At 46.2% G+C, this 23,821-nt stretch carries 20 protein-coding genes; 12 read left to right on the top strand and 8 right to left on the bottom strand.

Translation table 11 applies throughout. The features are described from left to right. The first annotated feature begins 31 nt into the window (after window positions 1-31). From KDM90_RS10620 to KDM90_RS10595, 6 genes are all read left to right on the top strand, one after another. Window positions 32-2,029, top strand: a complete 1,998-nt coding sequence (locus tag KDM90_RS10620) for a TonB-dependent receptor (RefSeq protein WP_212675581.1) — start codon at window positions 32-34, stop codon at window positions 2,027-2,029. Window positions 2,030-2,526: 497 nt separating this feature from the next. Continuing rightward, entirely contained in the window at window positions 2,527-3,846 is a 1,320-nt protein-coding gene (locus KDM90_RS10615; protein WP_212675580.1) for an STAS domain-containing protein, read from the top strand. 132 nt (window positions 3,847-3,978) lie between these two features. Then, window positions 3,979-4,515 carry an ATP-dependent protease subunit HslV gene (hslV, locus tag KDM90_RS10610; protein WP_212675579.1) on the top strand — a complete coding sequence of 179 codons (537 nt, stop codon included), beginning with the start codon at window positions 3,979-3,981 and terminating at the stop codon, window positions 4,513-4,515. 29 nt (window positions 4,516-4,544) lie between these two features. After that, entirely contained in the window at window positions 4,545-5,885 is a 1,341-nt protein-coding gene (gene hslU / locus KDM90_RS10605; RefSeq protein ID WP_212675837.1) for an ATP-dependent protease ATPase subunit HslU, read from the top strand. A gap of 58 nt (window positions 5,886-5,943) precedes the next feature. Further along, window positions 5,944-6,138, top strand: a complete 195-nt coding sequence (locus KDM90_RS10600) for a hypothetical protein (RefSeq protein WP_212675578.1) — start codon at window positions 5,944-5,946, stop codon at window positions 6,136-6,138. A gap of 51 nt (window positions 6,139-6,189) precedes the next feature. Next, entirely contained in the window at window positions 6,190-6,396 is a 207-nt protein-coding gene (locus KDM90_RS10595; protein WP_212675577.1) for a hypothetical protein, read from the top strand. A gap of 64 nt (window positions 6,397-6,460) precedes the next feature. Here the strand turns inward: KDM90_RS10595 and KDM90_RS10590 are convergent, their stop codons facing one another. The 5 genes from KDM90_RS10590 to KDM90_RS10570 form a co-directional block, all read right to left on the bottom strand. Next, window positions 6,461-7,456: an NAD(P)H-dependent glycerol-3-phosphate dehydrogenase gene (locus tag KDM90_RS10590; RefSeq protein WP_212675576.1), complete on the bottom strand. Its 996-nt coding sequence runs from the start codon at window positions 7,454-7,456 to the stop codon at window positions 6,461-6,463. A 51-nt stretch (window positions 7,457-7,507) separates the two neighbouring features. Further along, the gene (locus KDM90_RS10585) at window positions 7,508-7,960 is read right to left on the bottom strand and encodes an SH3 domain-containing protein (protein ID WP_212675575.1); all 453 of its coding nucleotides are present in this window, start codon (window positions 7,958-7,960) and stop codon (window positions 7,508-7,510) included. A gap of 71 nt (window positions 7,961-8,031) precedes the next feature. Next, on the bottom strand, window positions 8,032-8,523 hold the full coding sequence (secB, locus tag KDM90_RS10580) for a protein-export chaperone SecB (RefSeq protein ID WP_212675574.1): 492 nt from the start codon (window positions 8,521-8,523) through the stop codon (window positions 8,032-8,034). A gap of 224 nt (window positions 8,524-8,747) precedes the next feature. Beyond that, entirely contained in the window at window positions 8,748-9,011 is a 264-nt protein-coding gene (gene grxC, locus KDM90_RS10575) for a glutaredoxin 3 (RefSeq protein ID WP_212675573.1), read from the bottom strand. Between the two features lie 19 nt (window positions 9,012-9,030). Next, window positions 9,031-9,432, bottom strand: coding sequence for a rhodanese-like domain-containing protein (locus KDM90_RS10570; protein WP_212675572.1), 402 nt, complete (start codon window positions 9,430-9,432; stop codon window positions 9,031-9,033). 254 nt (window positions 9,433-9,686) lie between these two features. On the opposite strand from KDM90_RS10570, the gene gpmA reads away from it, so the two are divergent. From gpmA to KDM90_RS10550, 4 genes are all read left to right on the top strand, one after another. Beyond that, a complete protein-coding gene (gene gpmA, locus KDM90_RS10565) occupies window positions 9,687-10,433 on the top strand; it encodes a 2,3-diphosphoglycerate-dependent phosphoglycerate mutase (RefSeq protein WP_212675571.1) in 747 nt (248 codons plus the stop codon). Between the two features lie 16 nt (window positions 10,434-10,449). Further along, window positions 10,450-11,847: a murein hydrolase activator EnvC family protein gene (locus tag KDM90_RS10560; protein WP_230409737.1), complete on the top strand. Its 1,398-nt coding sequence runs from the start codon at window positions 10,450-10,452 to the stop codon at window positions 11,845-11,847. A gap of 50 nt (window positions 11,848-11,897) precedes the next feature. Continuing rightward, window positions 11,898-13,391 carry a S41 family peptidase gene (locus tag KDM90_RS10555; protein ID WP_212675569.1) on the top strand — a complete coding sequence of 498 codons (1,494 nt, stop codon included), beginning with the start codon at window positions 11,898-11,900 and terminating at the stop codon, window positions 13,389-13,391. A gap of 63 nt (window positions 13,392-13,454) precedes the next feature. Continuing rightward, a complete protein-coding gene (locus KDM90_RS10550; protein ID WP_212675568.1) occupies window positions 13,455-14,210 on the top strand; it encodes a HesA/MoeB/ThiF family protein in 756 nt (251 codons plus the stop codon). Here the strand turns inward: KDM90_RS10550 and pabB are convergent. Beyond that, window positions 14,207-16,060, bottom strand: a complete 1,854-nt coding sequence (gene pabB, locus KDM90_RS10545; RefSeq protein ID WP_212675567.1) for an aminodeoxychorismate synthase component I — start codon at window positions 16,058-16,060, stop codon at window positions 14,207-14,209. The genes KDM90_RS10550 and pabB overlap by 4 nt on opposite strands. A gap of 350 nt (window positions 16,061-16,410) precedes the next feature. Here pabB and KDM90_RS10540 point away from each other — a divergent pair, with 350 nt between their 5' ends. Then, entirely contained in the window at window positions 16,411-17,667 is a 1,257-nt protein-coding gene (locus KDM90_RS10540; RefSeq protein WP_212675566.1) for a hypothetical protein, read from the top strand. 228 nt (window positions 17,668-17,895) lie between these two features. Here the strand turns inward: KDM90_RS10540 and KDM90_RS10535 are convergent, their stop codons facing one another. Continuing rightward, entirely contained in the window at window positions 17,896-18,354 is a 459-nt protein-coding gene (locus KDM90_RS10535; RefSeq protein ID WP_212675565.1) for an Lrp/AsnC ligand binding domain-containing protein, read from the bottom strand. Window positions 18,355-18,542: 188 nt separating this feature from the next. Between KDM90_RS10535 and putA the strand changes: the two genes are divergently transcribed. Then, window positions 18,543-22,187 (top strand): trifunctional transcriptional regulator/proline dehydrogenase/L-glutamate gamma-semialdehyde dehydrogenase, encoded by a 3,645-nt coding sequence (gene putA, locus KDM90_RS10530; RefSeq protein WP_212675564.1) that lies wholly within the window; start codon window positions 18,543-18,545, stop codon window positions 22,185-22,187. Between the two features lie 83 nt (window positions 22,188-22,270). On the opposite strand, the gene KDM90_RS10525 is transcribed toward putA, so the two are convergent. After that, complete coding sequence (locus KDM90_RS10525) at window positions 22,271-23,809, bottom strand: amidase (RefSeq protein WP_212675563.1); 1,539 nt, start codon at window positions 23,807-23,809, stop codon at window positions 22,271-22,273. Window positions 23,810-23,821 lie beyond the last annotated feature (12 nt).

Here is a 23,821-nt window from a genome sequence, read left to right as displayed (position 1 = left end):
GTTGTTTACTATGTATTTTTCAGGGAAACTTATGTTTTTTAAACCAAGCCTTATGGCCGCTGCGGTGTGCGCAGCATTGACGCCATTCACCGTTTCAGCGCAATCCAACACCAATACAGTAACCGTTTCTGCTAATCCTTTAGGCAAAGAAGAAAGTATGCAGATTTTAAGTCCGACCAAAGTTTTGTCGGGCTCGGAACTACGTTCAAAGATAGGCAGTTCACTGGGCGAGACTTTGGGTAGCGAATTAGGCGTTAGTGCATCGGGCTTTGGTGCGGGCGCATCACGGCCAATTATTCGTGGTTTGGAAGGCCCGCGAGTAAAGATTTTGCAAAACGGAATGAGTGTTGCCGACGTGTCTGGTCTGTCGAATGACCATGCAGTTGCGAGTGAAACAGCTAGTTCCCTGCAAATTGAGATTCTCCGTGGGCCGGCTGCATTGTTATACGGTAGCGGGGCAATCGGCGGACTTGTCAATGTGGTGGATGGGCGGATACCAACTAGCTTAAGCCAGCAGTTGAATGGCGAAGTTGAAATCAAGTACGCCGGTGTGAATGCAGAGAAAGCAGGGTCATTTTTTCTTGATGGTTCGGTAGGAGAAATTGCCTTACATCTTGATGGCAATACGCGTAATACAGATGACTACAAGATTCCAGGCAATCCGAGCGTACACGGAGACGGCGATACGAATGGCCGCTTGCTCAATAGCTTTACACATGAACACAGTCTAGGTTTTGGCGCAAGCCTGATACGCCCTTGGGGACATATCGGTGCATCTGTGCAGAAAATGGCGGATCGCTACGGAATACCGACTGAGGAGAAGTCATTTATCGATTTAGATCAAACTCGTGTTGATATCGATGCGGTATTGAACCGACCCTTCTTTGTATTTGATACATTGACTTTCAAAGCGGGCGGAACTGACTACCAGCATACCGAGAAATTGCAAGATGGTACGCCAGCGACCTATTTTAAGAATCGTACAATAGAAACCCGAACTGGCTTATCGCATACGAATTGGAATGGGTGGGAAGGCAATATTGGCTTGCAAACAGAGCATGCGAATTTCTCTGCACTCGCGGCGGAAACTGGACGTGCTGATACGGTCCCCACGACACGTAGTGTTTCGAATGCTGTATTTATCGTTGAGCAGAAAAATTTTGGTGGCGTGGTGATGAGCGGCGGTGCTCGTATAGAGAACGTAAAACGTCAGCCTCAAGCAGAATTTCAATTGCCAGAGCGCTCATTTAACTTACACTCCTTTTCTATTGGCGCATTGGTTCCCATCGCGGACGGCTATTCGATTGTGAGTAGCTTGTCGACATCACAACGGGCGCCAACGACGGAAGAATTGTATTCACATGGACCACATGAGTCGACATTGACCTTCGATATTGGGGACAATCATTTACTCAGAGAAAAGTCGAAAAACCTCGAACTCAGTTTGCAGAAAACGACCGGTCTTGTGCATTGGAAAGTGAATGCTTTTCTAAATAAAGTCGAGAATTACGTGTTCGGCGAAATCGATGGATTAAGAGTGAATGAGGAAGGTGAACACGATTTAGAAGGCGAATTCACGCAACGTTTCTGGAAACAAGCAGCAGCCACCATACGCGGTGGGGAAGCTGAAATTGGCATTAATCAATTTGGCGAAGGGTTTTCGATTCGCGCCTTTGCCGATACCTCACGCGGGAATTTAGATGCCAAGGGAAATTTACCGTTGCAACCAGCAAATCGTGTTGGCGTTGACTTTGGCTATCGTAGCGGTGCTTGGCGCAATACCTTGAGTATTCTGCATGCGCAGAAGCAAGATCGTCTAGCCGCATCAGAAAACTTTGTGACGCCATCGTTTACCAAAGTCGATGTCAATGTGACTTATACACATCCGTATAGGAATACGCAGTTGACATGGTTTGCCCAAATTAAAAACTTGTTAAACCAAGATATACGTTTGGCTACTTCAGTTTTGAAGGAAACCGTGCCACAGCCTATGCGGGGATTGATTTGTGGCGTAAGGGCGAATTTCTGATTCAGAAAAAGGCACTCGTAGCCCACTGCGGGTGCAAATTTCTGTGTGGATTAGAGCAAACGCAAATTTATGTAAAATAATCTCGACATGCGTGGTATCGGTTAAACTCTTCTGATAGAAGTTCAGCGTATACTGAAAGCTAAAGTTATTGATGGTTTAGTCGCAATTAAGATTATTTTGCAGCAAAAAGTTGCTAGTTGCCGCATGGAAATTTGAAAAATTCAGGGTTTGTTGACACTTTTTTTATGGGAACGGATAGTCGAGAAACATTGTAAGTGAGCAAATTTATCAGTTTTCCGACTATACTTCGCAGGCGGTAGTGATTGTAGTCTTTAAATATATCTGGCTAAGATACTTTAAAGCGATCGTTACCTTGAAATTGTATTGCCAATTAAATCTTTCGTTAGGGCGCCGTGGGTATTTTTAAGCTTTTCGGAAAGAAGCCTGGTCGTGACGAGACGCAAAGCTCGGAGAAGCCAGCTTCTAAGAAAACTCGTGTGAAGGGTCAAAACACCGTTATTGGACAATTCCAAGATGACGAGGCATTGACACATTCCTTGACCGAGAAAAAGCATATTGCCCGAGCGACGGAAAGAAAGATTGACGCGATTGAATTTGAAATGTCGCGTGATATGGGGCGGCCTAAATCGGTTCCCTCCAAAGTGGCGAATGATGAACCACTGAAGCGTACGGAACCCAATCAGTTTCATAGTGATTTTATTGCGACGGACTTTCAAAGCACGATCGCACTCAATGTTGCGACCACAGAATTGTTGCTTGGTCATACGGAAATTCAGGCTGGGGCGATGGCGCAGACCGAATCGGTTCCCCTATTGGAGGAAGCGGCGATTTTGTTTGCCACGGGACAAGTTAAAGTGGCAGAACATATGCTACGTAGCGCAATCGATCTCGATAATTTGGGAAATGCTGCTCCACTCGCGTGGTTTATGTTGTTCGATCTGTATCAGATAGAACAAAATCAATATGCTTTCGAGAGCTTGTCGCTCGATTACGCTGGCAAGTATGAAACTTCGCCCCCTGTCTGGCGCTTTCCCGAAACTGCCAAAGAAGAGCCGGAGAGCAAGGAAGCCGGTGCCATTCCTAGTTTGACTTTCCCAGCGAAGCTCGACGGCGAGATTATTAAGCTCTTGCAAAAACTAAACGCCCTGAGTGAGGGAAGCAAAGTTTTAAAGCTCGATTTTGGGCGAGTTAAAACGGTTGATCCAGTCGGTTGCGGCTTGCTATTGCGAGCAATGCGTAATTTGAAAAAAACCAAACACGATTTGGTGCTTGTTGCTGCTCAAAATTTGACCGAGCAAATCCGCTCAATTCTAGAAGTTGGTCGACGCGATGAAACTGAAGCGCCATGGTTACTCTTGCTAGAAGTCTTGCAATTATTGCAGATGAAAGAAGCATTTGAGGAATCCAGTATCGATTATTGCGTGACATTTGAAGTGTCGCCACCAGCGTATGAAGCACCCACAACGAAAGTAACAACCGCAGTCGCTGAGCCAGTCGCAGAGCCAGAGAATACTGATTGTTTCCTGATGCCTAAAACGATAGAGGGAAATACTGACAGTTTGGTTAAAGAGATTGCGGGATTTGCAAAAAATCAAGATATTGTGATTTTAGATTGCTCCCAGCTGGAACGTGTTGAGTTTGGTGCTTCCGCTCAATTGTTGAATGGCTTGGTACCGATCTCCAGTACCAAGGGCAAATCGATACAATTTCATGAAGTGAATTATCTCGTTATGCATTTGTTTAACGCGATGGGCTTAAAAAATATCGCTGCGATCTTTCCTCGTAAGCAATCCTAGTCCTATTACTTTTTTGCCAGCCTTGTTTTTGGCAAAACACCCCCCATTTCCTAATATCTATGCGAATCAGACTATGCACTGAAATCGCCATCGCCCATGCTTGATCGCAATGGGCCATTCAACGAGGATATTATGGAACAATTTCACGGCACCACAATTTTGACTGTACGTCGAGGTAATGTGGTGGCATTGGGTGGTGACGGTCAAGTCACTTTGGGTAATATTGTGATGAAGGGAACGGCAAGAAAAGTTCGTAAGCTTTATCACAATAAAGTGCTCGCCGGATTCGCTGGCGGTACGGCAGATGCGTTCACCCTGATCGAACGATTTGAATCCAAGCTTGAAAAACATCAAGGGCATCTCATGCGGGCGTCGGTCGAACTGGCGAAAGATTGGCGTACTGATCGTATGTTGCGTCGTTTGGAGGCCATGCTTTTAGTCGCTGATCGTGATACAACTTTGGTAATTACAGGTAACGGTGATGTCCTTGAGCCAAATAATGGGATCGGTGCGATTGGTTCTGGTGGCACGTTTGCGCAATCCGCGGCAATTGCATTGTATGAAAATACGGAATTGTCGCCAGTTGATATCGTCAAAAAATCTCTCACTATTGCGGGTGAATTGTGCATTTATACGAATTTGTCGCACACGATTGAGACCTTGGAATAAGCGTAGATTTGGAGAGTAAGAACATTATGATGAATATGACCCCACAGGAAATCGTTTCCGAATTAGATAAACATGTTGTTGGTCAACATAAAGCGAAACGTGCAGTGGCAATTGCGTTGCGCAACCGTTGGCGCCGTCAGCAGGTAGCAGAACCACTACGCTATGAAATTACACCAAAAAATATATTGATGATAGGACCAACGGGCGTCGGTAAAACGGAAATCGCTCGTCGTTTGGCGAAATTGGCTGATGCGCCTTTTATCAAAATTGAAGCGACCAAATTCACCGAGGTTGGCTATGTTGGTCGTGATGTCGATACGATTATTCGTGATCTCGTTGATATTGGTATCAAACAGACACGTGAGTCTGCCATGCGCAAGGTTCGTGCACGCGCAGAGGACGCTGCTGAAGACAGGATTCTTGATGTCTTGCTGCCACCTGTTCGAGATTTTGGGATAGGACAAGAGAATGCAAGCGAAGGCAATGCGAGTGATAATGCAACGCGTCAGACCTTTCGGAAACGTTTGCGAGAAGGAAATCTTGACGATAAAGAGATCGATATTGATGTTGCTGAAGCGGCGCCACAAATGGAAATTATGGCGCCACCCGGTATGGAAGAAATGACCGAGCAAATTAAATCGATGTTCTCCGGTGTCGGGAGTGGTCGTAAGAAAACGCGCCGCTTGAAAATAAAAGACGCCCTAAAATTGATGATTGAGGAAGAAGCTGCGAAGCTGATCAATGAAGACGAGCTCAAACAAGATGCAATCAAAAATGTAGAACAAAATGGTATCGTGTTTTTGGATGAGATCGATAAGATTGCTTCCCGTTCAGAGGCCGGCGGTGCCGAAGTTTCGCGTGCTGGCGTTCAAAGAGATTTGTTGCCTTTGGTGGAAGGAACGACGGTTAATACGAAGTTTGGAATGATAAAGACCGACCACATTTTGTTCATTGCTTCAGGCGCGTTCCATTTTGCGAAGCCTTCCGATTTGATACCCGAATTGCAAGGACGTTTTCCGATTCGAGTTGAACTTGAATCCCTATCAATTGCAGATTTCGAATGTATTTTGACGAGTACCGACGCCTGTTTGACCCGTCAGTATCAGGCTTTGCTCGCAACCGAAGGCGTCGAAGTCAAATTTTCACCAGATGGTATACAACGCTTGGCTGGAATCGCTTACTCAGTCAATGAAACCACAGAAAATATTGGTGCCCGTCGTTTGTACACTGTGATGGAAAAACTATTAGAAGAGATTTCGTACGAGGCACATCAGCATAGTGGTAAAGAGATTGTGATTGATGGCACTTATGTCGAGCAACGATTACAAGCATTGTCAGTCGATGAAGATCTGTCGCGTTATGTGCTTTAGTTTAGTCAGAGTGGGTAGGCTTGAGTAGGTTCAGGCAAATCGAAGAGGGGGGGGCAGGATGGCGAATAAAACGATGGGAACGCGTCAGAAGCTTGTCTTTCGGCTTGACCCTGCTCTATCTAAGCCGCGCAACCCCATCGCGCAATTGGCCAAGCGTGGTGGCGCTGGCAGTCATCAAAAAACTGCCTCGGCTTTGCGACAGGCGCAAAAGAGAGCGCTAAAAAAATTGCCAAATGAGGGTGAAGCGGATTAAACTACGAAGAAGTTGCCTAATCGCAATGCTATTCCTAAAGCCGGAGCAATCATGCCAGGTTGTCGAAAAAAGAAATCGTTAAACAAATTTCGTTTCCCTATGCGTCGACGTGATTTAGTGACACGAATGCTAGTAGAGCTTGGTATTTACTATGCAGAATCTTTCGGAGGATTGAAGGCGATCGAATTTTTGCGTGAAAAGAATGTTCCTGAGCCTGTCATTGCGCGCGTTATTCGAGATGATTATCCACTTTATTAAAGTGGATCAACTTCCTTTTGTCGGACAAATTGGTTCCGATTTCTTGATTCAAAGATAGTCTGATTTACTTGGACTCTGTTTTCGCTTCGCGTGACAGCAGTTTGTCTATCATTTCGCGGGCGGGGACATGTTCAAACAGGACGCTGGCAACCGCATTGGTAATCGGCATTTCCACTTGGCGTTCTTGCGCTAAAGCTTGTACAGCTTGCGCGCATCGTACCCCTTCGGCCACGTGTCCTAAGTCCTGAATAATTCTGTCTAAGGATTTGCCTTCTGCCAAAGCCAGTCCAACTTTGCGGTTGCGAGAGAGACTTCCAGTACACGTTAGAATTAAATCGCCCACGCCAGTTAGACCCATGAGTGTTTCTGATCTTCCTCCCAGTGCATTGCTGAGTCTGCTGATTTCTGCAAGACCTCTAGTCATCAGTGCTGCGCGTGCATTTAAGCCAAGTCCAAGGCCATCGGCGACACCAGTGGCAATGGCGAGGATATTTTTAACAGCACCGCCAACCTCAACGCCGATAACATCGTCACTAGAGTAAATCCGTAGACTTGGGCTATGCGCTGCATTTACAACGAGTTGGCATAATGCAACTGAAGTAGAGGCAATAGTCAATGCACATGGTAAGCCTTGTGCAACCTCTTGCGCAAATGATGGACCAGACAGCGCGCCAGTAAGTACTTGCTCACCTAGCTCTTCTTTGACTACCTGATGTGGAAGAAGTCTGCTACCTTCTTCAAAGCCTTTACACAGCCAGACGATATTTTTTAGTCTATAGGGTTTGCATTGTTGCAAAATAGGGCGAAGGCCAGACACTGAACTCGCAATAATCAGTAAGCCGTCGTCCAGCGCATGTCGAATCGCAGCATCAAAATCTGCGCTTGCATTGAGGTTCTGAGGGAAGGGGTAGCCTGGCAGGTAGTGTTGATTTTCACGCTGCTTTTGTGCTTCGTGCAACGCCGTTTCGTTTCTGCCCCAGAGGATAACTTGATTTTTAGCGGCAAGCGAGATTGCTAATGCCGTACCCCAGGCGCCAGCGCCGAGAACAGTGATTTTCATGCTAAACCTATCAGTGGAAAAGGGGAGTTCTAGCCAAGTGGCTGATAAGGCTTACAAACCCCAAACTTCGCTAGTACGGACAAAGCCGGTTTGTCCATCGCGGTGTCGGACTTTGACCCAAGCGCCAATCGCAGGTTCTGCCATTTCAAGCAGCACATGTTTGTCGGCACTGAAGACCATGCTCGCTGATTCATCGCCTGATGAACGAATTCGAGCAGTTGGTACTTTTACGATAAGGTTGCGCCGTGTAACGAGGTCTTTCGCTTCGATCCAACTAAAGTCGCCATTCATGTCTCTCACTTTGCACCAAGAACCGGAGGTTAGGATGATTTCTACAGGCATTCCAGCTGGTGCGACATACAGTTTGATTCCTCGAGCCGAAGGTGCATCGTACATCACCACCGGCGCCGCTCCGACCGAGCGAAAATCGAGCGCATGAGAGAGCCCTGTGATCGAGCCTAAGCCGACTAAAACCAGTGTGGAAAGTCCGGAGATAAGGCGCATTGCGTAACCTTGGCAGGAAGATCAAAAGAAAAGCCCACTATTCCTATTGGAATAATGGGCCGGTAAAGCAATTAGTGCGTTGTTGCAGCTGCGTCAGTATTACCAGCTTCTGCCGCCAATTTAGCTTGCTCAGCCATGTTGGCTAAACGTTGTTGGTAAAACGCTTCAAAGTTGATTTCAGTCAAATGAATCGGTGGGAAACCAGCACGAGAAATCGCATCCGCTACGTTAGAACGCAGATATGGGTAGATGATATTTGGGCAGCCGATACCTAACAATGGATCCATTTGATCTTGTGGAATATTGCGTGCTTCGAAAATGCCGGCTTGCTTTGCTTCTACCAAGAATGCAACTTTGTCTTTTACTTTTGCTGTTACCGTAACAGTCACTGTAGACTCAACGATACCTTCTGCTAAAGGCTCAGCGGCAACGTCTAATGTCACTTCAATACTTGGCGCTTCTTGCTCCAAGAAAATTGCTGGTGAATTTGGTTGTTCGAGCGACAAATCTTTCAGATAAACGCGTTGAATTTGGAAAATTGGCTGCAAATTTTGGTCGGACATGTGAGACTTTCTTAAAATTCTATAGATTAATCAGGAACAACTAGCTTTTTACATAGGGACAAAGAGTGAATATTCAAGTCCCATTCTGCCTTGTTCCATAAGTACTGCAACTAATTCATGCAAATAAACTATGCTTACAAACTAAGGTGACGAAACAGAATCAGCCTTCTATTGTAGCAAGCGGATTCAAAAAACCGCAATCAAACCAGCTTGTGCAGTGCGTATTATGTTGGATTTAACAAAGAATCGAGCTTGCCAGCGCGGTCTAATGCTGACAAATCGTCAAAACCACCGACATGTGTTTCTCCGATGTAAATTTGTGGGACGGTGCGACGTCCTGTTTTTTGCATCATCGCTTCGCGTACCGCTGGGTCGAGATCAACACGGATCTTCTCAATTTCTTCAACGCCTTTTGCCTTCAATAGGCGTTCTGCCATGACGCAATAGGGACAAACGGCAGTGCTATACATTACAACATGGGCAGTCATCACAACTCCTTACTTTATCTTACTTAATGATTGGTAAGCCTTGCGACTGCCAAGCCGCAACGCCACCTTCTAAACTAAAAGCTTTTTCAAAACCTAATTTGTTCAATAATCCAACTGCACTGCTCGAGCGAACGCCGCTCGCACAGACGGCTATGACCACCTGAGACTTAGATTTTTCAATTTCTTTGAGCCGCGATTCAATTTCTTTGAGAGGGATATTTTTTGAATTCGGCAGATGGCCAGTCGCAAACTCCTCGGGACTACGCACGTCGAGAACGAGAGTTTTACCCTGATTCATATACTGAGTCGCTTGCAGTTGCGACACACGCGCACCGCGCCTTTGCAGGCTTGGGAGTAATAAGGCACCGCCAGAGACGATGGCAATGGATAGCAAAAACAGATTGTCGCTAATGAAATTCACAGTTTTCCCGCGTTAAGAATGGTTATAAGTGGTTAAAGACAAGCGCCTCATTATAAAATAGATGGGGAATTTAGTTTTGAACTGTTTAAAACTGCTTTAACTCAGTAACAGCGGTGACAAAATTGCTGGCATGAATTGTTGGTATACAACAGAAACATTGACTCGTATCACCTAGAATTCTGATGAATTGTTAATTAAGCATCCATCTAGTTCCTTTATTTTTCCTCTCCAACCTAAGTAAATAAGCAAATATCATGTATAAAATTGTATTGATGCGTCATGGTGAATCCACGTGGAATCTCGATAATCGTTTTACTGGATGGACTGACGTTGATTTGACGGAAAAAGGCGTTGCTGAAGCTCGTCAGGCGGGTAAATTGTTGAAAGAGGCAGGCTTCACGTTTGATCTTGCCTATACCTCCGTACTAAAACGCGCGATTCGTACCCTATGGGGAACCTTAGATGAAATGGACTTGATGTGGTTACCAGTTCAACATGATTGGCGTTTGAACGAGCGTCACTATGGTGCGTTGCAGGGCTTAAACAAAGCAGAAACGGCGGCTAAATATGGTGATGAGCAGGTTTTGGTTTGGCGTCGTAGCTATGACACGCCTCCCAATCCTTTGGACGAAAACGATGAGCGCACATCATTTAACGACCCGCGTTACGCCGGTTTGGATCGTGCGAAAATTCCATTGACTGAGTGCCTAAAGGACACTGTAGCGAGGGTTGTTCCAGCTTGGAATGATTCGATTGCTCCAGCGATACGCTCCGGAAAACGGATTATTGTTTCGGCACATGGCAATAGCTTGCGCGCTTTGATTAAGATGTTAGACGGTATTAGCGATGAGGATATTGTGAATTTGAATATTCCTAATGGTCAGCCCTTGGTTTATGAATTAGATGCCGATTTGAAACCAATCAAGAGCTACTACCTTGGCGATCAAGAGGCCATTGCTGCGGCATTAGCGGCAGTTGCTAGTCAAGGGAAGTCAAAATAATTCAATGCAGTTCCAGTTGAAAACTGTTCCCCAAAATGCTCAAGTCCCGTCTTCTTCTTTCAAGTTGAAGACGGCGGCCACTGCTTTGGCGTTGATCTTGGCCAGTGCTTGGCTATTCCCAATTGATCAGGCAAACGCACAAAGCAATCGAGCAAAAGAAAAGAAACAAGCAGAAGCGACCCGTGTTGAACTGCAACAGAAACTGAAGGCGCTAAAAAAAGATATTAGCAAGACAGAATCGGCGAAAGAAAAAGCCAGCGATGCACTAGAAGAATCCGAACAGGCTATTTCCGAAGCAAACCGTTCCATTCGTGATTTGCAAGTTGAACAACAACAGGCAAATGAACGATTGGATCAGCTAGTTGCTGAACAAGTAAGACTGACTACGCAAGTCGAACATCAAAAAAAGCAGCTATCGAATTTTTTACGTCGTCAATACATGCATGGTGATAGCGACAGAATCAAATTGCTTTTATCTGGCGATAATCCAAATCGGATTAATCGTGATCTGCACTATATGAGTTACGTCTCACAAACACAGGCAAAGTTAATTACTGCTTTGCGCGTCAGCTTAGATGAGATCGAAAAAAACAAACTAGCAGCGCAAGAGACCAAGAATGAACTCGATGAAATCGCTGAGGAAGAGCGGTCACATAAAAAGAGCTTGGAAAAAGAAAAAAAACGTCATGCAGCATTAGTGGGGGAATTAGCGTCTAAATTACATGCACAGAAAAAAGAAGCAGCAAGCCTCGAAAAAGACGAACAGCGGCTCAGTAATTTGGTGATCCGTCTTAATAAATTAATGGAAGAACAGGCGCGTGCTGAACAATTGCGCCGGGCCCAATTAGAAAAACAACGGCAAGAAAAACTAGCTCAAGACAAGGCATTAAGGGACAAAAATCAACAAGCAGGCCAAGTTAAATCGGGTACTAAAACTGACGGAAAGCCGAATAGGGAGAGCGAAGAGCCAAAAGGCAGTATGGTTGAACATGTTCCGCAATCGGGAATGTTTGATGGTCAACAGTTTAGCCAACTCCGCGGTCAGCTCCGCTTGCCTGTGAAAGGTGAATTAGTCGCGAAGTTTGGCACTCGACGTGGCGATGGCCCAAGTTGGAAAGGATTGTTTATTAAAGCCGCAGAAGGTGCTGAGATCAAAGCTGTTGCGGCTGGAAAAGTTGTTTTTGCAGAATGGCTTCGCGGTTTTGGCAACATGATTATTCTTGATCATGGTGGGCAGTATTTAAGTTTATATAGTAATACGCAGGCGGTGTTAAAGCATGTCGGTGATGTCGTTAAAGCTGGCGACACAATTGCTAACACTGGGAATAGCGGTGGGAGTGAAGAAACCGGACTATACTTTGAACTGCGCTACAAAGGACAGGTATTCGACCCTATGTCGTGGGTTCGGAAATAGTATTTTCAGCGACCAATCAATTATTTCACGGCGTTTGCCGTTTCAGGATTATGGGCAGTAAATTAAAAAGTCTAGGCTTAGTTTGTTTTGGTGTGGTCGCTGGAATTGCGGTGTCGATCCAATACTCTGCGCTCGCACAAAAAGTGAATATGATAGGCTTGCCGCTGGAGAAAATCAGCGAATTTTCTGAAGTATTCGGAATGATTAAATCTGACTACGTTGAACCCGTAGACGATGAAAAATTATTGAGCGAAGCAATCAATGGCATGGTTAGTTCATTGGATCCGCATTCGGCCTATCTCGATAAAAAAGCTTTTAAAGAGTTGCGTGAAGGGACTGAGGGGAAGTTTGTCGGTCTCGGCATAGAGGTTGGGATGGAAGATGGCTACGTCAAAGTCATTTCCCCTATTGAAGATTCTCCAGCGTCGCGCGCGGGAATTCAACCGAGCGATTTAATCACACGCATCGATGGCGTTCCTGTCAAGGGTTTGGGGATCGATGAAGCAGTCAAAAAAATGCGGGGTGAGCCGAACACTAAAATTACGTTAACTATATTGCGCAAGACAGAAGATAAACCGGTTGTCATTACGTTGACGCGAGAGCTAATCAAGCAATACAGCGTGAAGGCAAAATTAGTCGAGCCTGGATATGCATGGTTACGTATCTCGCAATTTCAGGAGCCGACTGTTGATGACATGGTGAAAAAAGTCGTTGCCCTTTATGCACAAGATCCTCATTTGAAAGGTCTCGTGTTGGACTTGCGGAACGATCCTGGTGGTGTTTTACCCGGTGCGATAGGTGTTTCTGCTGCATTCTTGCCGAAAGATGTCGCAGTGGTTTCGACCAATGGACAAGTGGAAGATTCTAAAAGAACCTATTTCGCCAAGAAAGAATTTTACGCATCACGTGGCGGTGCGGATCCTTTAGCAAAACTGCCGGCGGCTATCAAGCAAATTCCCATGGTGGTATTGATTAATACGGGCTCGGCTTCAGCCTCAGAAATTGTTGCGGGTGCTCTACAAGACTATCGACGTGCAACGATTATGGGTACTCAAAGTTATGGAAAAGGATCGGTACAGACTGTTCATCAGATTTCAGAAGAAACAGCGATTAAATTAACGACAGCTCGGTATTACACGCCGATGGGACGTGCGATTCAGGCGAAAGGCATTCAGCCTGATTTACGCGTTGAGGAAACCGCAAATGGTGACGGTTATAATGCTTTGCGTTCACGCGAGGCTGACTTGCAAAAACATTTGAGAAATGATCGCGAGTCTGAAGCAGAAGCAAGTACGGTTGATGAATTGGAAGAGGAAAAGCGTTTAGTTGAACTCGCGAAAAATAGTCCACCGCTTGAATTTGGCAGTAAAGATGATTTTCAATTGCAGCAAGCATTGAATCATTTGAAGGGTTTGCCGGTCAAAGTTGTTGCCGCAAAAGATGCCACAATGCTGCCGGCGAGTGAGTCAAGCCAAAGTAAAGTCAACAGCCCATCATCGAAGCCTAATAATTTGAAACACTCGCAGAACGGCAAGAAACAATAGGGTTTGCGCAAACAAGCTGGTCTTCGGAGGATGACTCTGTTTTCCAGTTTTACATCGATATCTATGAACGACCAACAATTATTACGCTATTCACGCCATATTTTGCTCGATCAAATTGGGATAGAGGGGCAACAAAAGATATTGGCAGCGCACGTATTGATTATCGGTGCGGGAGGCTTAGGTTCGCCAGCTGCCTTGTATTTGGCGAGTGCAGGTGTCGGGAAAATCACAATTGTTGATGATGATGAGGTTGATCTTACAAACTTGCAACGCCAAATTATGCATACGAGCTCACGGATAGGCATGCAAAAAGTCGAATCCGCTCGACTCAGCTTGCAGTCAATTAATCCTGACGTACAAGTGATTGCTCTTAAGGAGCGCATACAAGGGGATCGTTTGTCAGAACTCGTCGCCAGTGTGGATGTTGTGCTCGATTGCAGTGATAATTTTGCGACCCGTCATGCGGTAAATAGAGCGAGCGTTGTACATCGAGTTCCTTTGATTTCGGGCGCTGCAATTTCATTTGATGGACAAATTAGCGTGTTTGATCCTCTTCAGGCCGACTCGCCTTGCTACGCGTGTTTGTTTCCCCCAGATCAGCAGGTTGAGGAAGTGCGTTGTTCGACCATGGGCGTGTTTTCACCTCTAGTTGGCATCGTTGGCGCGATGCAAGCTGCGGAAGCCTTGAAACTGATTATGCGTATTGGGCGTTCTTTAAGTGGGCGCCTCTTGCTTTTTGGTGCGATGGATATGGAATGGAACAGTATTGGGATCGCCAAGAATCCAGAATGTGCAGTCTGCACCAGGCATTCGACCTAGCATCCCAATAATCTCGCTCGCATAGCCCCACGTAGTGCATTGCAGACTAAAATCTCGTCGGCATTTTTCAATTGTTCCAGAGTGAATGATGCTTCTTTCGCGTTGAAATTGCGATCATCAAGTAACACTGCGCGCATCACGCCGGGCAAGACCCCGTCTGAAAGCGGTGGGGTGATCCAGTCTTGTCCGATCCGTATAAAAATATTGCATCGTCCACCTTCTGTGACGAAACCAGCTTTATTCACAAAAATGCTATCAAATGCATTTTGTTGTTCCGCTTCTTGCCATGCTTGGTCATATACCGCACGATGGGTGCTTTTGTGTGCAAGGAAAAATGCGGGAATGCTGCAGATTTGCCGGCTAATTCGAATTGAAACGATGTCATCAATTGGCGCGAGACTGGCTGTTTGGATCTGTATCTCACCTTGAAAGTTGAGTGTCAATTTGAGCCTAAATTCTGCATCGTTTGGCAATGCGCGACAATGTTCAAGCAGCGCAGTTTCTATCTTTTGCTTTTCAAATCGAAATCCAAAATACGTCGCTGATTTTTGTAAGCGCTCTAAATGGCGCTTCAGATTGCGACAACCACTATCTCGTTTTGCGTAGATTGTTTCGAACAAACTGAAACTAGGGGTAAGTCCTGTTAGAAACTTGGCCTTCAGTTGGCATTCTTCGAATTCTTCCTCGGCTCTGCTGTCAAATACTATTCCTGCTCCGACGCCCATCACCGCTTTTCGGCAATCTTGTTCATCAGCAGGCTGTAAAACCAGGGTTCGAATCGGAACAGACAGGCAAAAGTCGCCAATGACACCTGGTCTCGTGGGTGGATCGAACCAGCCTATGGCTCCGGTGTAGACGCCGCGATCTTCTGTCTCCACTTCACGAATAATTTCCATGGTTCGACGCTTCGGTGCCCCTGTGATTGAACCACAGGGGAAAAGCGCTGACATGATCTGTTCTAAGTTCAGTTCTGGTCGCAGCTGTGCCTGAATCGTCGAGGTCATTTGCAAGACGCTCGTGAATTGTTGTACCTCGAATAGTGCTGGGACTTGAACACTCCCGGTTTGCGCAATTCGCCCTAAATCGTTGCGTAGGAGATCAACGATCATGAGATTTTCAGCGCGATTTTTGGGATCTTGTCTTAATTGATCAGCAGTGCATAAATCAGCGGCTTGATTGCCACTCGCTGCTGCAGTCCCTTTCATTGGCTTTGTCGTTAAGTGTCCTGCCTGATGTCTTACAAACAGCTCCGGAGACAACGACAATATAGCGGCGCCGTTAGGCAATCCAATCAAAGCCGCAAATGGCACCGGTTGTCTTTGCCGCAATGCCTGAAATAAACTTGCTGCTGGCCCATACGTTTCAAAATGGAGACGGTAAGTGTAGTTCACTTGGTAGGTGTCACCCGCAGCAATGTAAGTTTGTATTTTCTCGATTGCCTTGCAAAAGTCAATTTGATCGATGTTTGGGCGCAAGTTGCGAATACCTGCGAATTGGTCTTTGTTTGATTCTTGTAACCAGCTTTGCACTTCAGATTGAGTCCAATGCTGACAGCGGCGAAATACCAACAATTGCGAAGTCACTTGAAAATTAAATTCGACGTCACGCGGGGTAATGTTTTGTAGCTGCGCACCAGTTTCATAGCGCAGTACAGCGACCACAAAAAGACCTTGTTCAAGATGCGTCTGCGCTGTTTGCCACATAAGTGGCCAATCTTCCACTTTTGAACAGGGAAGACTGAAGGCAAAATCATCATAAAAACGAGATCGTGAATCTTGACTATGGGTGTCGTCCAATAAGACGAAGCAGTCATAGCTTGTTTTTGGTGTAGAAGAAGGAAGAAATGACACGTTGTCTATACCTAATGGGAATCGGTCGCAGTTTACTCTGAGATTGCTTTTCTTGCAGCAGAGTTGGAACTCGATGATATAGCGACGGTTAAAAAGATGCTTCAGTTGTGAGCGTGACTTGGCAGTAATTTTCAGACAAGTGTTAAAAATTGATGCAGATTAACAGATCGTTGTAACCAAATTTCATCTGGCGCGTTAGCAGTATTGCGCTTCATAAACGCGCTATAATGTTGGGATAAAGCGACTAATCTTCTTACTTCCGGAGACGTAGATTAAGGTTTGAGCTTTGCGTAATGTGGTTGTTCATTTTGGGTTGTCCTGTACCTTATTTCATTTATATAAATAAAGCCATGATAAAAAAATCTCCTATCGCCCTGGCGGCACTTTTGCTGGCCCTTGGTACCACTTCAATAGCATTGATGCCTGTTGCGGCGCAAGCGCAAACTGCAGAAGAGAAAGAAAAAGCAAAAAAAGAAGTCATTCGAAATGAATGGTCTAAACCCTATACTGAAATTCAGAAATTGATTGGTGAAAAACAGTATCCAGCAGCACTCGAAAAAGTCGCGGCATTGGATGCTTCTGAAAAGAAAACGGATTATGAAATCTTTTTCTTGAACCGAACCCGCGCCGCGATCGCATCAGGGATGGGTGACAACGCCGCTCTCGCTAAGAGTTTTGATGCGATGATCAACAGTGAATTCTTGCCACCTGCAGATAAGCTACGCTTCATGGAAGGCATGGCTGGGACTTTTTATAATCTCAAACAGTATGCAGAGTCACAAATTTGGACGAAACGTTTCTTAGCGGCGAATCCGAACAGCACTGTGATGCAAGATTTATTGGTTCAAAATTATTACTTGGCTGACGATTTTGCGAACGCTTTGAAAGAAGTTAAGGCACAAGTTGCGGCGGATGAACAAGCTGGTAAAGCACCAGATGAAAAACGTCTGCGTTTGTTGCACGGATCTGCGATGAAGTTGAAGGACATCGACTCTTCTACATATGCTTTGGAGTTGCTTGTTAAGTACCATCCAAGTAAAGATTATTGGGCAGATTTGATGTATCGACTGATCAATAAAGCAGGATTTAATGAGCGTCTACGTCTTGATTGGTATCGCTTGATGTTGGCGAATGATAATTTAGAAGACGATACGCAATATATGGAAATGGCCGAAACTGCTTTACTCGCTGGTTTGCCATTAGAAGCAAAAAATATCGTAGAAATAGCGTACAAAAATGGTGTTTTCGGTAAAGGTAAAAACGTCGCGAAGCATAAGCCTTTGCAAGATAAGGCAAATAAACAAGCGGCCGATGATGCAAAAACCTTAGATGCTGGTGAAACTGCAGCGAAAGCCGCGAAGACCGGTTTGGCAATGACGAACATGGGTTATAACTTTGTTACTCATGGTCAGTTTGATCGTGGTATCGCTTTAATTGAGGCAGGTATCGCCAAAGGTGGTTTGAAAAACCCTGAAGAAGCTAAACTACATCTGGGTATTGCTTATTACAAAGCTGGTAATAAAGCGAAAGCAGCGGAAACATTCAAAACCGTTCAAGGCAATGATGGTGCGGTTGAATTGGCGCGTTATTGGAGCTACATGAAATAAGAAGCGTCTTCACATGAGCGTCTATGGAATGCTCTATGTGATATACATGTGACAGCCGCTGTCATATTAGAAAAGCAGTAAAGAGACAATCTTTACTGCTTTTTTTCTTGTGGATAGTCGAGAACAATATTGTCGATTCGATTCGATTCGATTCGATTCGATTCGATTTGTACCGCGACTTGTATCGCAGCTCATATCGTCTTATTGATCTTGTTTATCGATCTTGATTTATTTAATCGGCAGGGCTGTCGTGTTTTTCACTTCTTCCATTACTGCATAAGTATGTGTCTCACGCACCCCATTGAGTTGCAACAGCGATTTGCCAAGAAAATCGCGATAAGCATTCATGTCTTTTACGCGCGCTTTGACGAGATAGTCGAAGCCACCCGCAACCATGTGGCACTCTAGAACCTCTGGAATTGCTTGAACACCACGTTTGAATGCGTCAAAGACGTCGGGAGTGGTTCGGTCTAAGACCACTTCGATAAATACCAAGAGCGCCACATCGAGTAAATGTGGATTAAGTTGGGCTGTATAGCCTAGAATGTAGTTTGATTCCTGCAATTTGCGGACACGTTCCAAGCAAGCGGCTGGAGACAGGTTGACGCGCGTGGCAAGTTCTACATTACTGATACGACCGTCATTTTGTAATTCGGCCAAGATTCTTTTACTGATTTTGTCTAGCATAAGAAGGCAGTGTTAGTAGTAGTTGAGTAATTGTTATGTGAAATTTGAGGCGTATTAATAATATTTGGCAGAATTGTCGCACAAAATAGAATATTTCGATATACCTCAGAATTTCCAGAATTAATCCTCGCCAATGATCTATACAATTAAATCATATTTGCTTTTATAAATAAATGATAAATCCACCCATGAATCCAACCTCAAGCTATCAATCCTTTCAAGCCTTGCAGCAAGAATTGCTGCCGAATCCAGCCGAGTTACGAGTCAAAATCACGGAAGCTTATCGTCGCGATGAGGCGGAAGCGGTTGCTTGGCTATTGTCTAACCTGCAGGAAATACCAGCAGCAAAAAACAACATTCATGAACTCGCAAAAAAATTAGTTAGTTCTGTACGTCAACAACGTACGCGCGCGTCCGGCGTGGATGCCTTGATGCATGAATTTTCTTTGTCATCAGAAGAAGGCGTGGCTTTGATGTGTTTGGCGGAAGCATTGTTGCGGATTCCTGATGCGGCGACCAAAGATAGATTGATCGCCGACAAAATTAGTAAAGGCGATTGGCGCAAACATTTGGGCGAATCGCCTTCCTTGTTTGTGAATGCGGCGACTTGGGGTTTGCTGGTCACAGGCAAATTGGTCAGCACCAATAGCGACCAAGGCTTGGGTTCGGCATTGACGCGTTTGATCGCAAAAGGCGGTGAGCCTTTGATTCGTAAAGGCGTGGATTTGGCGATGCGCATGCTCGGCAACCAATTCGTCACAGGTCAAACCATTGATGAAGCTTTAAAAAACAGCCAAGAAAATGAGGCGCGCGGCTATCGTTATTCTTACGATATGTTGGGCGAAGCGGCGCTGACTATGCACGACGCAGCGTTTTACTACAAAGCTTACGAAACCGCGATCCACGCGATCGGTAAAGCTTCGAACGGTCGTGGCATCAAAGATGGTCCAGGTATTTCAGTCAAACTCTCCGCTCTGCATCCACGCTACTCGCGTGCGCAACGTGCGCGCACGATGGAGGAATTACTACCACTGTTGAAAAAGCTGTTGGTCTTGGCGAAGCAGTACAACATTGGTTTGAATATCGATGCGGAAGAAACGGATCGTCTGGAATTGTCTTTAGATTTGATGGAAGCACTGGCTTTCGACAAAGATTTAGAAGGCTTTGAAGGGATCGGTTTTGTCGTGCAGGCTTATCAAAAACGCTGCCCGTTAGTGATTGATTATTTGATCGATTTAGCACGTCGTAGCGGTCGTAAATTCATGGTGCGTTTGGTCAAAGGTGCATATTGGGATTCTGAAATCAAACGTGCGCAAGTGGATGGCATGCCTGGCTTCCCCGTCTATACACGCAAGGTGTATACCGATGTGTCTTACCTGATGTGTGCGCAAAAGTTATTGGCGGTCACCGACGTGATTTACCCACAATTCGCAACGCATAATGCCTTAACTTTGTCGACGATTTATAGCTGGGCGCAAGAAGCGAAAGTCACGGATTACGAATTCCAATGTCTGCACGGCATGGGCGAAACTTTGTACGATCAAGTGGTGGGCGCTGATAAGTTGAACAAGCCTTGCCGCATCTATGCGCCAGTCGGTTCACATCAGACTTTGTTAGCGTATTTGGTTCGTCGCTTGTTAGAAAACGGTGCGAACTCTTCTTTTGTGAATCAAATCGTTGACGAAAAAATCTCGATTGATTCTTTGATCGAAGATCCGATCAGCATTGCAAGTAAGCTCGCTGGCAAAATGCACAGTGGCATCAATTTGCCAGCGAATTTGTTCGGTAAAGAACGTCAAAATTCTGCGGGCATGGATTTCAGCAATGAATTGCAATTGCAAAAAATTAGCGCGCATTTCAGCGCATTTAGCCAGCAAGCCTTGACAGCGACACCGCTGTTGGCAGGTACGGTATCAGCAACAAGCGCACGTCCAGTTTTGAATCCAGCGAACCACAGCGATGTGGTTGGTCAAGTCATCGAAGCAGATGCTAACGACGTACAGACAGCTCTGGCGGCAGCACAAGCGTATGCAGCAGAATGGCAAAATCAAACGCCAGCGGCACGTGCCGCGTGCTTGAGTAAAGCGGGTGATTTGTTAGAAGCACAGACTTTAGATTTCATGGCTTTAGCGATTCGCGAAGCCGGTAAATCCTTACCGAATGCTTTAGCCGAAGTGCGTGAAGCGGTGGATTTCTTGCGTTACTACGCAGCGCAAGTTGAAAATCAGCCGCAAACGCAGGCATTGGGCCCGGTGGTTTGTATTAGCCCATGGAATTTCCCACTCGCGATTTTTATCGGCGAAGTGAGTGCCGCTTTGGCTGCCGGTAACGTGGTGTTAGCAAAACCAGCCGAGCAAACGCCTTTGATCGCACATCGCGCGATTCAACTGATGCACGAAGCGGGTGTGCCAGTCGGCGCTTTACAATTCTTACCAGGTACAGGTGAAGTGGTTGGTGCGCAATTGGTTGCCGATAGCCGCGTTAAAGGCGTGATCTTTACCGGTTCGACAGAAGTCGCGCAAATCATCAATCGTACTCTGGCGAAACGTTCAGTCACAGAAGGCATCGATATTCCATTGATCGCCGAAACCGGTGGTCAAAATGCGATGATCGTTGATAGTAGTGCTTTGCCAGAACAAGTGGTGAATGATGTGTTGTCATCCGCTTTTGACAGTGCTGGTCAGCGTTGTTCTGCGTTGCGCGTATTGTGCTTGCAAGAAGATATCGCCGATAAAACGTTAGAAATGTTGCGCGGTGCGATGCAAGAATTACGTGTCGGTATTCCTGATCGTTTGGCGACGGATATTGGTCCTGTGATTGATGCAGAAGCGCAAAAAAATCTGCAAAGTCATATCGACGCGATGCGTGGCAAAGCCAAATCGTTCTACAGTTTAGAGTTACCAGCAAGCTGCAGCAACGGTACCTTCGTGGCACCGACTGTGATGGAAATTAATTCCTTGTCTGAATTGACTAAAGAAGTGTTCGGTCCGGTGTTACACGTTTTGCGTTACCACCGCGATCAATTGCCAGCCTTGGTCGATGCGATTAACGCAACCGGTTTTGGCTTGACTTTGGGCGTGCATTCTCGTATCGATGAAACAATCGAATTCATCACCCAACGTGCGCATGTCGGCAATATTTATGTGAACCGTAATATCGTTGGCGCGGTGGTGGGTGTACAGCCATTTGGTGGTGAAGGCAAATCGGGTACGGGTCCTAAAGCAGGCGGTCCCTTGTATCTGAAGCGTTTGCAACACAATCCGACTATGAGTTTTAGCGGTAATACGGTGTATGAAAAACAAGCACCAGCGGCTTTGGACGCATTCACCATTTGGGCGAAAACCCACGGTCATGCGGATGTCGCTCTGTTAGCCGACCAATATGCACGTCAAAATCCCTACAAGATGACGATGTTGTTGCCTGGTCCAACTGGTGAGACAAATACTTTGGCTTTTGCTTCGCGCGGTAGCGTGTTCTGTGCAGCGAGCGATGTCGCAACCTTGCTCAATCAAATTGCTGCGGTACTCGCGACAGGTAATACCGTCGTGTTGGAAGAAAAAACCAAGGCCTTGTTGCCAGCAGATTTACCAAAATTGGTCAGTGATGCGATCAGTGTAGGTTCCTCTGAGCACGTGCATTTTGCTTTGCTTGGTCGTGATATTGCAGCCAATTACAAAGTCGCCTTAGCACAGCAAAGCGGTGCCATCGTTTGTACTGCGGAATGCGATGCGAAGACGGAATTGCCTTTATGGCGCTTAGTCGCAGAACGTGCTTTGTGTGTGAATACGACGGCAGCGGGTGGTAATGCTAGCTTGATGAGTTTACAGAGCTGATTCATTTGCGCATCTGAAAAGTAAAAGAGCCGCAGCACCAATTTGGGCTGCGGCTTTTTTTGTGCCCCTTGCTTTTAGGGCTTTTACTTCATCAATTTCGGCGCCGGCAAAGCAGGTCTTGCTTGTTCAAACGCATAACCTATCTTCAATAAACTCGCATCGCTCCAAGCGCTTGCGAAGAACGATATGCCGACGGGTAAGCCTTTTACCAAGCCCATTGGTACCGTCAAATGCGGGTAACCCGCAATCGCTGCGGGCGAACTGGCACTACCGATGATGGCATCGCCTTTTTTATAATTGATATCCCAGGCTGGGCCAGTCGTCGGTGCGATCAAGGCATCAAGCTGATGTTTCTTGAGCGCGGCATCGATACCTTCGGGGCCAGACAGTCGTTTGGCGTTGGCGCTGGCGTCGAGGTAGGCTTTGTCGCTTAATGCACCTGCCTTCGCCTGCGTGTACAACATGATTTCTTGACCAAAGTGCGGCATCACTTGTTTCGCATTTTTCTTATTGAACGCGATTACATCGTCCATGCTGCGCGTGTTGACGGTGCTGGGTGTATTCGCCAGATAGGCATTGAGATCGGCTTTGAAATCATAGACTAAGACGGTGTACTCATCTTTGCCTGCTTTTTCCATGTTAGGGATTTCAACTTGATCGACGATGATGGCACCTTGCGCTTTGAGGATATCGACACTGCGCTTGAAGAGCGCTAAAGTTTGTTTGTCGTAGCCCTTGAGCAGAGCACTGACGATGCCGATGCGTTTGCCTTGGAGTGCTTGTGCATCTAAACCTTGTGTGTAGTCGGTTTGATGTTGATCGGCTGCGAGAGTCGCGGGATCGCTCGCATCACTGCCTGCAATCACATTCATTAATAGCGCGGCGTCGCGCACGCTTAAGGTCATGGGGCCAGCTGTATCCTGACTGTGCGAGAGTGGAATGACACCACTGCGACTGACTAAACCTAAGGTGGGCTTTAGACCGACTAAGCCATTGACTGCCGCTGGGCAGACGATGGAACCGTCAGTCTCGGTCCCAATCGCGGCAGGAATTAAACGTGCCGCGACTGCTGCTCCGGAGCCTGAGCTAGAGCCACAAGGCGTTTTATTCAGATTGTAGGGGTTGCGGGTTTGGCCACCAACGCTGCTCCAACCACTAGTCGCTTTGGACGAGCGGAAATTCGCCCATTCGCTCAAATTAGTTTTACCCGCCAGCACCGCACCCGCAGCGCGTAACTTAGCCACCAAGAAGGCGTCGCTGCTGGCGATATTATTCGCCAATGCAAGGGAGCCTGCGGTAGTTGGCATGCCTTGAATTGCGATATTGTCTTTGACCATGATGGGTAGACCTTGCAGAATCAAGCGCGGATTTTTGATTCTGTCAGCTTGTTCGGCATCTTGTTTCGCCTCAGCTCGTACGGCACTGACTGCGGCAATCTGTGGATTGATGAGTGCATGGCGGTTTTGCACCTGCTCAAGTAGCTTGGTTGCAGTGGTCTTGCCCGTTTGTAGATCTTGCTTTAGTTGGTGCAAATCCTCGCTATGTTGCGCGTGGATGGAGGTGCTAAACGCGCCGCAAGCGAGCGCGATGCTGATGGCGAAGCTGAATTGCTGTGGTTGCATAAAATCTCCGGT

This window comes from Affinundibacterium fentianense (assembly GCF_018139545.1).
Classification (GTDB): domain Bacteria; phylum Pseudomonadota; class Gammaproteobacteria; order Burkholderiales; family Burkholderiaceae_D; genus Undibacterium; species Undibacterium fentianense.
This window is presented reverse-complemented; position numbering and strand designations above follow the sequence as displayed.

Coding starts and splice junctions, on each gene's coding strand:
- KDM90_RS10620 (WP_212675581.1), top strand. CDS start 32: ATGTTTTTTAAACCAAGCCTTATGGCCGCTGCGGTGTGCGCAGCATTG.
- hslV (WP_212675579.1), top strand. CDS start 3,979: ATGGAACAATTTCACGGCACCACAATTTTGACTGTACGTCGAGGTAAT.
- hslU (WP_212675837.1), top strand. CDS start 4,545: ATGAATATGACCCCACAGGAAATCGTTTCCGAATTAGATAAACATGTT.
- KDM90_RS10600 (WP_212675578.1), top strand. CDS start 5,944: ATGGCGAATAAAACGATGGGAACGCGTCAGAAGCTTGTCTTTCGGCTT.
- KDM90_RS10595 (WP_212675577.1), top strand. CDS start 6,190: ATGCCAGGTTGTCGAAAAAAGAAATCGTTAAACAAATTTCGTTTCCCT.
- KDM90_RS10590 (WP_212675576.1), bottom strand. CDS start 7,456: ATGAAAATCACTGTTCTCGGCGCTGGCGCCTGGGGTACGGCATTAGCA.
- KDM90_RS10585 (WP_212675575.1), bottom strand. CDS start 7,960: ATGCGCCTTATCTCCGGACTTTCCACACTGGTTTTAGTCGGCTTAGGC.
- secB (WP_212675574.1), bottom strand. CDS start 8,523: ATGTCCGACCAAAATTTGCAGCCAATTTTCCAAATTCAACGCGTTTAT.
- grxC (WP_212675573.1), bottom strand. CDS start 9,011: ATGACTGCCCATGTTGTAATGTATAGCACTGCCGTTTGTCCCTATTGC.
- gpmA (WP_212675571.1), top strand. CDS start 9,687: ATGTATAAAATTGTATTGATGCGTCATGGTGAATCCACGTGGAATCTC.
- KDM90_RS10555 (WP_212675569.1), top strand. CDS start 11,898: ATGGGCAGTAAATTAAAAAGTCTAGGCTTAGTTTGTTTTGGTGTGGTC.
- KDM90_RS10550 (WP_212675568.1), top strand. CDS start 13,455: ATGAACGACCAACAATTATTACGCTATTCACGCCATATTTTGCTCGAT.
- KDM90_RS10540 (WP_212675566.1), top strand. CDS start 16,411: ATGATAAAAAAATCTCCTATCGCCCTGGCGGCACTTTTGCTGGCCCTT.
- KDM90_RS10535 (WP_212675565.1), bottom strand. CDS start 18,354: ATGCTAGACAAAATCAGTAAAAGAATCTTGGCCGAATTACAAAATGAC.
- putA (WP_212675564.1), top strand. CDS start 18,543: ATGAATCCAACCTCAAGCTATCAATCCTTTCAAGCCTTGCAGCAAGAA.
- KDM90_RS10525 (WP_212675563.1), bottom strand. CDS start 23,809: ATGCAACCACAGCAATTCAGCTTCGCCATCAGCATCGCGCTCGCTTGC.